Genomic DNA, 12,212 nt, shown 5'->3' with positions numbered 1-12,212 from the left:
CAATTCTTACAAAGTAATAGTCTTACTTTCTCCATTTTGTTTTGTAAAAAGTACAAGGCCCCCCTTGACAACCCCTATTTCGATGCGGTAAAACTATATTGGAAAACTTGATAACGATTTCACTTCATTTCACTTTCCAATGAGAAAGTTGTTCGTCATACACAACACTATACTTGGAACAAAGGAGAGAGCAATATGACGATCGCCATTCTTGCACACGATTCCCGCAAAGAGCTTGCACTGCAGTTCTGCACTGCTTACAGCGCCATTTTGTCCAAAAACACAGTCATTGCTACCGGCACCACCGGACGGATGCTGGCGCAGACTACCGGCCTGCCCGTGCACTGTTATCTCTCCGGGCGCTTGGGTGGTGTGCAGCAGATTACTTCCCGCATTGCGTGCGACGAAGTGGATCTGGTGTTGTTCTTCCGTGACCCGCTGAAAGCGGATGCCGCCAGCATCACCGAGCAGAATCTGCTCCGCCTGTGCGATATGCACAGCGTACCCATTGCCACCAACATTGCCACCGCCGAGGTCTTACTGCGCGGTATGGATCAGGGCGACCTGGACTACCGCGAGGGGATGCATCCCGCTCTTGTGGAGCCAATGCCCACCGTGCAGCGCCACGCCGTGTGATGAATCGTGTATAGAGTATCGGGAAAGAGACAACGCCGCAGGAAACTTCCTGCGGCGCTGTTGTTTTTTGTTTTGCTTTTTATTTCAGTAAAGCCTGCAGCTTTTCCAGCCGGCGGACGGCTTCGTCCAGCACATCGGTGCCGCGGGCAAAGTGCATCCGGATCAGGTGGTTCACCGGCTCCCGGAAGAAGCTGGAGCCAGGCACAGCGGCCACGCCCACTTCCCGGATCATCCACTCACAGAACTGCAGGTCGGTCCAGCCCTTGAACTGGGGCAGCGCCAGAAAATCGGAAATATCAATCATCACAAAATAGGTGCCCTGCGGAACATTGTGCTTCAGCCCCACACGGTCCAGCCCGGCCAGAAAATGATCGCGCTTTTCGGTGTAAAGGGCCTGCAGCTTTTCGTAATAGCTGGCGGGCATCTCCAAACCGGCCACAGCAGCCTCCTGCAAGGGTGCAGCCGCACCCACAGTAAGGAAGTCGTGCACCTTGCGCGCGCCCTCAATGACCTCTGCGGGTCCGATCAGATAGCCCAGACGCCAACCCGTGATGGAGTAAGTCTTGGAGAGCGAGTTGCAGGTGATGGTGTGCTCAAACATGCCGGGCAGGCTTGCCATGCAGATATGCTCTGCCGGCGCATAGATGATATGCTCGTACACCTCATCCGTCACCACAAAGGCATCGTACTGGATGGCCAGCTTTGCAATGGCTTCCAGCTCGTCGCGGCGGAACACCTTGCCGCAGGGATTGGAGGGGTTGCACAGGATCAGCGCCTTGGCACCCTCGGCAAAGCCCTTTTCGATCAGGCTGATGTCAAACTCATAGGTGGGCGGCACCAGCGGGATATAGATGGGTTCCGCGCCCGAAAGAATGGCATCGGCACCGTAGTTCTCGTAGAACGGTGAGAAGATCATCACCTTGTCGCCGGGGTTGCAGATGGTCATCATGGCGGCCATCATGGCCTCAGTGCCGCCGCAGGTCACGCAGATCTCGGTGTTGGGGTCTACTTCGTGGTGCAGGGCAGGGCTGGTCTTTTTTGCCAGCGCCTCGCGGAAGTTTTGCGCGCCAAAGGTCACAGCGTACTGGTGCGGGCCTTTGTAAGCTGTTTCGGCCAGAGCGTCCAGCAACTGCTTCGGCGGGTCAAAATCCGGGAAGCCCTGCGAGAGGTTGATGGAGTCGTACTGATTGTTGATGCGGGTCATGCGGCGGATGACTGAATCCGTGAAGGTACCCACACGGTCACTTAAAACAGGCATGCGCTCTCCCCTTTTCAGTCCTTAAAATAAGCCTTCTGGATGGCCAGCAGCACGCCTGCACGGCTGGCAGCAAAGTTCAGACCGCCCTGCAGGTAGCAGGTGTACGGCTCACGCAGCGGGCCGTCGCAGGAAAGCTCGATGGTGCTGCCCTGTGTAAAGCTGCCGCTTGCCATGACCACCTCATCAGTATAGCCCGGCTCCGGAGAAGGTTCCGGGGCGGCATAGCTGTCCACGGGACTTGCAGCCTGAATGCCCTGACAGAAGCCGATGAGCGCATCCGCAGTGCCTGCATCAAAGCAGGTGACGATGTCGTTGTGGTCGTCGCAGTAGCGCGGCACTGGATTCTTGCCCAGCAGCTCCAGCATACACTGGGCGTAAATGGCGGTCTTGATGGCCTCGCACACCACGCCGGGCGCATAGTAGAAGCCCAGATACATATCACGGGGCGTTTCCAGCGTGCAGCCCAGATCCTTGCCGAGACCGGGCGCATTCAGGCGGTAAGCGCACAGCTCCACAAGGTCTTTGCGGCCCGCAATGTAGCCGCCGGTGGGAGCGATGCCGCCGCCGGGGTTCTTGATCAGGCTGCCCACCACAAGGTCTGCGCCCATCTGACAGGGCTCCTGCGTCTGGGTGAACTCGCCGTAGCAGTTATCCACAAAAATAATGATGTCCGGGTTTGCGGCGCGGGCGGTATCCGCAATTTTTCGGATCGTTTCCAGATCAAAGGCATTGCGCTGCAGATAGCCGCGGCTGCGCTGGATGTGGCACACCTTTGCACCGGGGGCCTTTTGGGCGATCAGGTCATAATCCGGGGTGAAGTCGGCTTTCAGCGGAGCTTCATCGTACCGGATGCCGTAATCCATCAGGGTGCCGGTGCCCCTGCCCTTGCCGTCCAGACCGATCACGCCTTCCAGCGTATCGTAGGGACGGCCGGTGGCAGCCAGCAGGGTGTCCCCTGCCCGCAGCAGGCCGAACAGCGCCACAGCCAGCGTGTGGGTGCCGCTCTGGAACTGGCTGCGCACGAGGGCATCCTCTGCGCCCATCACCTCGGCAAAGATCTGCTCCAGCTTTGCGCGGCCGGTATCCCACAGGCCGTAGCCGGTGGTGCCCAGCATATCGGTGGAGGACATCTGGGTATCCGCAAAGGCTTTCAGCATTTTGAGCTGGTTAAAATCGCGGATCTCCTCCATATGGCGGAAGTAGGGCTGGCACAGCTCCATAGCCTTTTCATCCAGCGCCAGAACTTCGGGTTTGTAATTGAAAAAGTGGTTCAGCATTGACATTATAACGGTTCCTTAATTTTATAGATTTTATAGAGCGCAGGCTTTCTGTCGGAATGACTCCTTCAGCCGCACTTCGTGCGCCAGCTCCCTCAGGGAGGGAGCTCCTGACGAAACCAGAACGTTTCACTTATGCAGAAAGCTTTTCCGTCCTGCCAAAGGCTCCCTCATTGAGGGAGCTGGCAAAACCGTCAGGTTTTGACTGAAGGAGTTTGTTCATATCTTGCATATTCCCCCAGCTTTTCAAAGCCAAGCCGGGTATAAAAGTGCACCCGCTCCGGGCTGCAGAGAAACACCGGGTGCTCCCCCTTGGCGGCAAGCTCGTTCGCCATCTGCACAATGAGCCGCCCGCCGATGCCCTTGCCCCGCAAAGGCTGGGCTGTCTGCCCGCAGGCCATGTAGGCCTGCCTGTTCGCAAGGGCATAGGCCCCTACCGTGCAGATCGTTTCACTTCCCTGCCGCAGCGCCCACACAAGGGCTTTGCCGCGGGTGCGCTTTGTGCAAAGCTCGGAGTAAAAGTCCTCCTGCTTTGCCGTATCCGCCGGGTAGAGCGCCCGTGCCACATCCATGGCAGAGGGTTCTCTGTCAAGGGTCAGTCCGGCCCAGAGCGTCTCGTCTGCAGCGGGCAGCGGCAGAGCCTTGCCGGGTGCAAGGCCGAATACAGTCAGCGTTTCAGCTTTGCACCACCCGGCAGGCGGTGGGCATTCGTTTTCGTCTAAAATGATGCTCTCACACCCGCAGAAAGCCAGAAAGCTGGCCAGCTCTTCCGGGTTTGCGTGCCCTGCTGCCCATGCGGTGCTGCCGCTGAGTTCCAGCGCCAGTGTAGGTCCTGCGTAGAATCGCCACGGCTGGCTTTTGCTAAAAAGGGCAAGATCCAGCGGCAGGGTCGCCCCCAGCACCCATTTCCCCCCGCAGGCATTTAAAAAGCGGGCGCGGTGGGCTTTTGTGCTGACCTGCGCGATCACTTCAGCTCGTTGACGATCTTCTTGAACTCGCGGCCGCGCACCTCAAAGTTGGGGTACAGGTCAAACGATGCGCTGGCCGGGGACAGGATGATGATGTCACCGGGCTTTGCGCAGGCACGGGCCAGCTCCACAGCGTGCTGCATGTTGTCGGCATGCTGGATGGGCAGCTCTGCTTCGTTGAAGTTCGGGTCCTCGCGCACAGCCTTTTCGATGCGGGGGCCGGTGGCACCCATCAGCACAAGGTTCTTCACGTGGGCCACCACTTCCGGTGCCAGCGGCTCATAGGGAATGTGCTTGTCGTAGCCGCCAGCGATCAGAATGACCTTCTGGTTAAAGCTGCGCAGACCGGCAATGGTGCGCGTCGGGCTGGTGCCGATGGAGTCGTTGTAGTACAGCACGCCGTCCAGCGTGCGCACCGGCTCAATACGGTGCTCCACACCGGTAAAGGTGCTGCCCACCTTCTGGATGGCTTCCACGGGCACCTCGCCCCACACGGCAGCGGCAGCGGCCAGCAGGTTTTCAATGTTGTGCAGGCCGCGCAGCTTCACGTCCTTCTGGGCCAGGAAGGGGGTCACAACGCCATCCTCGGCCATGCAGAGCATGTTGTCCTCCTTGCGCAGGAAGGCACCGTTGTCGGTATCGTGCAGGCGGGTGAACCACACCTGCTTGCCCTTGCAGTCGGACTGCATGGAACGGCTGATCTCATTCTCATAGCCCAGCACAGCGCGGCAGGGCTGCTTCTGGTACAGCAGGATGTTGCGCTTGGCATCAATGTACTCCTGCATGTCCTTGTGGTGGTCCAGATGGTTGGGGGTGACATTGGTCACCACGGCAATGTTGGGGCTGGAATGCATGCTGATGAGCTGGAAGCTGGAAAGCTCCACCACAGCCACATCCTCGGGAGCCACCTCGGGCAGCATGGGCAGCAGAGCTGCGCCGATGTTGCCGCCCAGATGCACCTTACGGCCTGCGGCCTCGTAGAACTTGGAGATCAGGGTAGTGGTGGTGGTCTTGCCGTCGGAGCCGGTCACGGCTACGATCTCGCAGGGGCAGAAGTCGAAGAACAACTCCACCTCACTGGTGACCATGGTGCCTGCGGCCATGGCATCCTGCAGGGGCTTTTCAAAGTAGCCCACAAAGCCCGGGGTGCGCATGATGATATCCTGACCCTTGAAGCCATCCAGATAGTTTTCGCCCAGGCTCAGGTCAATGCCCAGCTCCTTGATGGTTGCAGCGTAATCGCCAAAGTCCTCCACGCTCTTTTTCTGGTCGCACAGGGTCACATGGGCACCCAGCTCCACAAACTCCTTGATCAGGGTCTTGTGGCTGACACCGGCACCAATGAAGGCCACTTTTTTGCCTTTGATGAGTTCAATCAGTTTCTGCTGATCCTTCTGCATAAAAACAGTTCCTCCTCCATAATATCGTATTCAGAACGCACCTCAAAACGGGTGCAGAGATGTTTCGCTGTACCATTATAGTCCATTTAGCCGCAATTGGCAACGGAAAAACGCCCTTTTTGCCCCAAAAAGTAAGGTAAATTCACAATTCTGCAATTGTATTTTGCCGCTGTTTCTGCTACACTTGTCGAAGTAGAGTGCTTTTTGTATACAAGAAGCCTTTTTTCGCAAATACCATAGAATGAGGTCATCCCCTTGAAACAGTTCTTCCGTATTACCGCAGCAGTGCTTGCTGCTGCGTTCCTGCTTGCGCTCACCGGCTGCGGCAGCAGTTCCAGTGCGCCAAGCTTTACATGGTTCGTGGATACCATTCCCGCAAACCTTGACCCGCAGGTAGCTTCTGCTGCCCCGGACGTGATCGCCTGCGAGAACCTTTACAGCGGGCTTGTCCGCAAAAAAGCGGATGGCGAGATCGTGCCCGATCTGTCCGAGAGCTGGACGGTCTCCTCCGATGGCAAGACCTACACCTTCCAGATCAAGGACGGCCTGACCTACAAGGCCGTTAAGGGCGCTTCCACGGATCACACCATCACTGCCGAAGACTTTGTGTTTGCATTCCGGCGTATATTCCAGCCGCAGACAAATTCCCCTTATGCCGTGGAGTTTGCCGCCCTTGAGAACAGTGCTGCCGTGCTGGCTGGCACAGCCGATGCCAGCACGCTGGGCGTTTCGGCCGCCGGCCCGCTGACGCTGGTGTTCCGCCTGAGTGAAAAGGACGACAACTTCCTTGCCAAACTCACCCTGCCCGGTGCCATGCCCTGCGATGAAGCATTTTTTGAGAGCACCCGCGGCACCTACGGCCTGACCGCCAAGACCACCCTTTCCAGCGGCAGCTTCTATCTTTACAACTGGACGGCCAGCGGCCTGTTCCTGCGCCGGGATGTCTCCTCCCCCATGATCGGCAGCCTGCGTCTGGTGCAGAACACCGGCAGCACCGGCAAGAGCGCCGCCCAGCTCATTGCAGACGAAAAATGTTCCGCCGCGCTGGACGACACCGGCGAGGATACCTCGCTGCAGTCGGTGGATTACTCCGACACCACCTGGGCACTGCTGTTCAACAGCGCCGAAGATTCTATGTTTGCCAATCAGGAACTGCGGCAGGCGCTTGCCGGCATCGCCCGGGAGAATGTGGATGTGCCCTCTTCCGGTCTGTACACCGCTGCCGAAGGTCTTGTGCCCACCGGCCTTTCCGTGGACGGCATCGATTACCGCAAGTCTGCCGGGAACCCGCTGCCCACCATCACCGATCCCCGTACATTGTACCTGAATGCACGGCAGGGCATGGCCAGCTCGGATTTTTCCGGCGTGACCATCCTGCTGCCGAAGGAAGCCGGCCTGACCGAACTGGCCGAGCAGATCAACGGCGCATGGCAGAAGGACTGCTCCCTTTTCTTCTCGGTGGAAGAGGTTCCGCAGGAGGAGTTCGACAAACGCCTTGCAGCGGGCAGCTACACCATTGCGCTGGCTCCCATCCGCGCCGAAGGCGGCAGCGTATACCAGATGCTGCAGCAGTTCACGGCCGAGGGCGGCGGCCTGACCGGCTGGTCCGACCCCATCTACTCTCAGCGTCTGGCCGAGAGTGCCCAGCAGACCGGCAACGCCCGCTGTGCCCTGCTGGCCGATTGTGAGCGCCAGCTGCTGGAAGGCTGCGCCGTGGTGCCGCTGCTGGGCCAGAACAGGCGTCTGCTGGTGGCGGACGGCATCACCGGCCTTGTGTTCGACCCCTTCACGCCAGTGCTGGACCTGACCGATGCCCAGAAAAACTGACATTCTCCGGCCCTTGACAATCCCGTCCCTCTTTGCTACAATAAATGAGCAACTTGCAGGGTTAGCTCATCCGGTAGAGCGGCTGCTTCCCAAGCAGCAGGCGGCGGGTTCGGGTCCCGTACCCTGCTCCAAAAACAAACGGCAAACCGTGGAATATCGGTTTGCCGTTTTTGCTTACAGCCGCTCCCTGCAAAATACGAAAGGACTCTGCCATGATCTTTGTTCCCCTGTTGCATTACTTCAAATGCAAAAATTCCTACAGCGGCAACGAATACGGTCTGCGATACCGGATGATCCCCGGCAAGCGCACCGTGCCGGACCCGGACGGCGGCGAGGGTGCCACAAAAGAGGAAAGCATCCTCACCGTGGACTACTGGCCGGACCCCTGGACCATTGAAAAGACCGACCCTGCCCTGCGGGTGCAGAAGGTGTTTCCGCTCACCGACGAGGGCCGGGAGGCCACAGCCGCTTTTTTGCAGGACGCGTTCAATGCCGATCCTGACCGCTGGAAAAACTGTCCCAGCATGATGGACAGCGACCCGTGGGAGCCGCCTGCCGCCGAAGCCGAGCCGGACAAGCCGAAGGAATAAAACATGATCTATCGTTTAAAAGAACTCAAGGGCGATACCATTGCAGTGCCGCAGCTGGTGTTTTCCAAACTGGGCATCGCCGAAGAATACAATGTGCGCGTGGCTCTGTATGTGCTGGCGACCGGCATCACCGACCCGGACAAGATCTGTGCCGACCTCAAGCTGCGCAGCCGCATCAGCGCCGAGAGCGCCCTCTCCTTCTGGGCAGGCGCTGGCCTGCTGGAGCGGTACGAAGAGAACGCCGCACCGGGCGAGGAACCCAGCGCCCCCGCACCCATGACCTGGGCCGAGATCGCTGCGGCCAGCCGCACCGACCCCATGATCTCCAGCCTGATCGACTGCGCACAGACCGGCTTTGCCCGTCCGCTGACCCACAGGGAGATGGAAAAGCTGGTCAACCTTTATATGCAGGAGGGCTTTGCGCCGGAGACCGTGATGCTGTGCACCGCCTATGTTGCCAGCACCGGCCGCAGCACCATGGCCGCCGTAGTGCATGAGCTGAAGGTGTGGCGCACCGAGGGCGTGGAGACCGGTGAACAGGCCGATGCCCACCTCAAACTGCTGGCACTGCGCCAGAGTCGCGAGCAGTATGTCAGCGGCCTTCTGAACATCCCGGAAAGCGAGCTGACCCTTGGCGGGCGCAAGGCCATTGCACGCTGGTACGAGGTTTACGGCTACGACGATGCCATGGTGCAGGAAGCTGCTGTGCAGGCCGGGGCCAAGCGCGACCTGTGGTACTGGAACAGTATCCTCAAAACATGGAACGCCAAGGGCCTGCGCACCGTGCACGATGTGCGCAGCCCGGTGGCTGCTGCAGGCGCAAGCCGGAACCTCCGGGTAGACCGCGAAGCCCCCAGCGGCAACGATTTCCTCAAGAACGCTGCCCGCCGCCGTCCGTTGAAAAAGAAGCCGGAATAAGGAGGAGCCATGCGTACCAAAAACGAACTGTATCAGGAAGCCATGCGCACCGTGGCCGCCCGGCGGCAGGTGGCCAGAGCCAGAGCCGAGGATGCCCGCGCCGAAGCCGAAGCCGCCATTCCCGCCCTGCGCCATGCAGAAGAAGAGGTGCGGGTGCGGGGCATCCGCTGCGCACTGGCCGGTGCTGCGGGCAAGGACCGCACCGAAGCTGCCGCCGCCCTTGCCGATGCAAAGCAGAAGCTGACCGCCCTGCTGGCACAAAGCGGACGGCCCGCTGATGCACTGGAGCCGCGCTTTGTCTGCCCCAAATGTCAGGACACCGGCAGCGTGAATGGCCGCACCTGTGAGTGCGTGCACAAGGTGATGCAGCAGCTGCGCCGCAAGGAGATCGAGGCGCTGTCCAGCCTGTCCATTGCAAGCTTTGACACCATGGAGCTGCGCTATTACCCGAACCGTGCCGATGAAAAGGTGGGCGGTGCCATCCGCCCTTACATGGCCGATATGCTGGCAGACCTGCGCAGCTACGCGGAAGAGTTTGACCACCACAGCGAGAGCCTGATGCTGTTTGGCAATGCGGGCCTTGGCAAGACCCACGCGGCCCTTGCCATTGCGGGCATCGTGCTGGAAAAGGGCTACGATGTGATCTATGTTTCCAGCCCGGACTTTTTCTCCAAGCTGGAAGGGCTGCACTTTGGTGCAGACCCGGCAGGCGAGGAGGAAACGCTGATGCAGACCGCTGCCGGGGCCGATCTGCTCATTCTGGATGATCTTGGCTCGGAGTTCAACTCCGCCTTCCTCATCAGCAGCCTGTACAGTCTGCTCAACAACCGGCTGGGTGCAAAGCTGCCCACCATCGTCACCACCAACATCACTGACGGTGCTCTGCTGGAAAAGCTGTATACCGAAAAAATTTCCAGCCGCCTTTCTGCCTTTGTCCCCTGCCTTTTTGCAGGCGATGACATCCGCACACAGAAAGCAGCTGAATAAAACAAACGGCAATGCAAATGCATTGCCGTTTGTTTTATTTAAAACTCTAATACCGGACTCATTTCGTTGCGGCGCTGTGCCTGCACGATGCAGTCCTTCTCCGGCACAACGCCCGCCGCGCCCAGCGTGTTGAACACGGTCTGCAGGGCAAGCGCAGGCGTGTTGTTCTCCTGCGAAAGATGGCACAGCGCAAACTTTTTGCACCCTTCCTGAACGAGTTCCAGCAGCTTTGCCGAGCACTCGTCGTTGGAAAGGTGGCCCCGGGTGCTTTCAATGCGTGCCCGTAAGTAATAAGGGTATGGCCCGCTGCGCAGCATGTGCAGGTCGTAGTTGCTCTCCAGTGCCACAAGGTCGCAGCCGGAAAGCGCCTCGTGCACCGGCGGCGTGAGCACGCCAAGGTCGGTTGCAATGGTCATGGTCTTGCCGTCCGGGGTGTGGATGCGGTAGCCCACACAGGGCACATCGTGGCTGGTGGGAAAGCTCTGCACACCAAACGCACCCACGTCCTCTTCCCTGCCTTCCAGCTCGTGCAGCTCACAGCTGGCCGGTACGATGCCGTTGCTGTCCAGAAAATCCAGCGTTGCCGCTGCACCGTACACCGGCAGCGTGTTCTTTTTGAGGAAGGTGGAAAGCCCCTTCACATGGTCGCTGTGCTCGTGGGTGACAAGGATGCCGTCGCAGTCACTGGCGGCAAGGCCCAGCGCCTTGAGCGCCGCCGAGGTAGTGCGCACGCCCTTGCCCATATCCACAATGAGATACCGCTGCCCGCAGCGCACCACACTGCTGTTGCCGGAGGAACCCGAATATAACGAGATGAATTCTGCCATGAAAAACCTCTGATACACTCAAAAACAGCCCGCCGCATATGCAGCAGGCTGTTTGCTTTTTATAAGTTACAGTGCCTGATCCAGTGCAGCGGGCATACGCTCCACCTTGCTGATGTCTGCACCCAGACCGCGCAGCTTTTCCACGATATTCTCGTAGCCGCGCTCGATGTGGCCGATCTCCTCGATCTCACTGGTGCCGTCTGCCATCAGCGCAGCCACCACCATGGCAGCGCCTGCACGCAGATCCAGTGCGCGCAGCGGTGCAGGGGTGAGCTTATCCACGCCCTCAAACACAGCCACCTGACCGTCCACCTGCACGTTGGCACCCATCTTGCGCAGCTCGTCCACATAGCGGAAGCGGTTGTCCCACACGCTCTCGGTCACGGTGCTGGTGCCCTTGGCCACGCTCAGCAGCACGCCCATCAGGGGCTGCATGTCGGTGGGAAAGCCGGGATGCGGCATCGTGTTGATCTTCAGCGGCAGAATATCGCCGGTGCGGCGCACACGCACAGCATCGTCAAATTCTTCCACCTCCACGCCTGCACGGCGCAGCTTTTCGGTAATGGGTTCCAGATGCTTGGGGGTGACGTTCTTCACCAGAACATCGCCGCCGGTGGCAGCAGCAGCCACCATGTAGCTGCCAGCCTCGATCTGATCCGGGATGATGCTGTAGGTGCAGCCGTGCATCTTTTCCACGCCGCGCACCTTGATCACATCGGTGCCTGCGCCGCGGATGTTCGCACCGCACATATTCAGGAAGTTTGCCAGATCCACCACATGGGGTTCCTTGGCACAGTTTTCCAGAATGGTCTGGCCCTTGGCCATTACAGCGGAGAGCATACCGTTCATGGTAGCGCCCACGCTGACCTTATCAAAGAAGATGTGTGCACCGTTCATCTCCTTGGCGCGCACGCTGATCATGCCGTAGTCCACGCTGTCCTCTGCGCCCAGAGCACTGAACACCTTCAGGTGCTGGTCAATGGGGCGGGGGCCGAGGTTGCAGCCGCCGGGCATGGCCACCTGAGCCTTGCCAAAACGGGACAGCAGTGCGCCCAGAAAGTAGTAGCTGGCGCGCATCTGGCGGGACAGGTCGTCCGGGACGTTGGTGCCGGTCAGATGGGTGGTGTCGATCTCGTAGGTGTTGCGGTTGATCATTTTGATCTGTGCGCCCAGAACGCTGAGGATCTTCAGGCTCACCGCCACATCACTGATATCCGGCAGATTCTCGATCACACAGACATCCGCTGCCAGAATGGTTGCAGGCAGGACGCCCACCGCCGCATTTTTGGCACCCGAAATAGTAACTTCGCCGTGCAGGGGCTTGCCGCCCGTAATAACAAATTTCTCCAATTTTATGATCTCCTTGTCGGAGGCCCGCAGCCGCGGGCCTGTTAAGGTTCCTGAAAGCATTTTCCATAAAAGCTGCCTGATGTGCATGGGCCATAAGGCCGTACACGTACAGCTATCTTATTATACACAACTTTCACAAAAAAGCAAAGCCCCGCTTGATGTTGTTTTATTATT

At 59.1% G+C, this 12,212-nt stretch carries 11 protein-coding genes and 1 tRNA gene; 6 read left to right on the top strand and 6 right to left on the bottom strand.

Features of this window, described 5'->3' with window-relative positions; all coding sequences use genetic code 11:
- Positions 1-195: 195 nt before the first annotated feature.
- A complete protein-coding gene (locus tag WMO17_RS05070) occupies positions 196-636 on the top strand; it encodes a methylglyoxal synthase (protein WP_005945815.1) in 441 nt (146 codons plus the stop codon).
- 79 nt (positions 637-715) lie between these two features.
- On the opposite strand, the gene WMO17_RS05065 is transcribed toward WMO17_RS05070, so the two are convergent.
- The 4 genes from WMO17_RS05065 to murD all read right to left on the bottom strand — a co-directional run bounded on the left by WMO17_RS05065 (position 716) and on the right by murD (position 5,539).
- Positions 716-1,894, bottom strand: a complete 1,179-nt coding sequence (locus tag WMO17_RS05065; RefSeq protein ID WP_097775353.1) for a pyridoxal phosphate-dependent aminotransferase — start codon at positions 1,892-1,894, stop codon at positions 716-718.
- A gap of 14 nt (positions 1,895-1,908) precedes the next feature.
- The gene (locus WMO17_RS05060) at positions 1,909-3,171 is read right to left on the bottom strand and encodes a methionine gamma-lyase family protein (protein WP_005945812.1); all 1,263 of its coding nucleotides are present in this window, start codon (positions 3,169-3,171) and stop codon (positions 1,909-1,911) included.
- 194 nt (positions 3,172-3,365) lie between these two features.
- Positions 3,366-4,073, bottom strand: a complete 708-nt coding sequence (locus WMO17_RS05055; RefSeq protein WP_349137592.1) for a GNAT family N-acetyltransferase — start codon at positions 4,071-4,073, stop codon at positions 3,366-3,368.
- 62 nt (positions 4,074-4,135) lie between these two features.
- Positions 4,136-5,539 carry a UDP-N-acetylmuramoyl-L-alanine--D-glutamate ligase gene (murD, locus tag WMO17_RS05050; RefSeq protein WP_005945808.1) on the bottom strand — a complete coding sequence of 468 codons (1,404 nt, stop codon included), beginning with the start codon at positions 5,537-5,539 and terminating at the stop codon, positions 4,136-4,138.
- 255 nt (positions 5,540-5,794) lie between these two features.
- Between murD and WMO17_RS05045 the strand changes: the two genes are divergently transcribed.
- The 5 genes from WMO17_RS05045 to WMO17_RS05025 all read left to right on the top strand — a co-directional run bounded on the left by WMO17_RS05045 (position 5,795) and on the right by WMO17_RS05025 (position 9,861).
- Positions 5,795-7,366, top strand: coding sequence for a peptide ABC transporter substrate-binding protein (locus WMO17_RS05045; RefSeq protein ID WP_349137591.1), 1,572 nt, complete (start codon positions 5,795-5,797; stop codon positions 7,364-7,366).
- A 55-nt stretch (positions 7,367-7,421) separates the two neighbouring features.
- A tRNA-Gly gene (locus WMO17_RS05040) sits at positions 7,422-7,497 on the top strand.
- Positions 7,498-7,578: 81 nt separating this feature from the next.
- Positions 7,579-7,956, top strand: coding sequence for a hypothetical protein (locus tag WMO17_RS05035; RefSeq protein WP_005945802.1), 378 nt, complete (start codon positions 7,579-7,581; stop codon positions 7,954-7,956).
- 3 nt (positions 7,957-7,959) lie between these two features.
- Positions 7,960-8,874 (top strand): DnaD domain-containing protein, encoded by a 915-nt coding sequence (locus WMO17_RS05030; RefSeq protein WP_154260478.1) that lies wholly within the window; start codon positions 7,960-7,962, stop codon positions 8,872-8,874.
- 9 nt (positions 8,875-8,883) lie between these two features.
- Entirely contained in the window at positions 8,884-9,861 is a 978-nt protein-coding gene (locus WMO17_RS05025; RefSeq protein WP_154260476.1) for an ATP-binding protein, read from the top strand.
- A gap of 38 nt (positions 9,862-9,899) precedes the next feature.
- On the opposite strand, the gene WMO17_RS05020 is transcribed toward WMO17_RS05025, so the two are convergent.
- On the bottom strand, positions 9,900-10,688 hold the full coding sequence (locus WMO17_RS05020; RefSeq protein ID WP_349137590.1) for an MBL fold metallo-hydrolase: 789 nt from the start codon (positions 10,686-10,688) through the stop codon (positions 9,900-9,902).
- A 66-nt stretch (positions 10,689-10,754) separates the two neighbouring features.
- Positions 10,755-12,038 carry a UDP-N-acetylglucosamine 1-carboxyvinyltransferase gene (murA, locus tag WMO17_RS05015; protein ID WP_242702968.1) on the bottom strand — a complete coding sequence of 428 codons (1,284 nt, stop codon included), beginning with the start codon at positions 12,036-12,038 and terminating at the stop codon, positions 10,755-10,757.
- Between the last annotated feature and the right edge of the window lie 174 nt (positions 12,039-12,212).

The organism is Faecalibacterium faecis, from assembly GCF_040096475.1.
Lineage (GTDB): Bacteria > Bacillota > Clostridia > Oscillospirales > Ruminococcaceae > Faecalibacterium > Faecalibacterium taiwanense.
The sequence above is the reverse complement of the archived record's forward strand: the minus strand, read 5'-3'. Positions and strand labels throughout refer to the sequence as shown.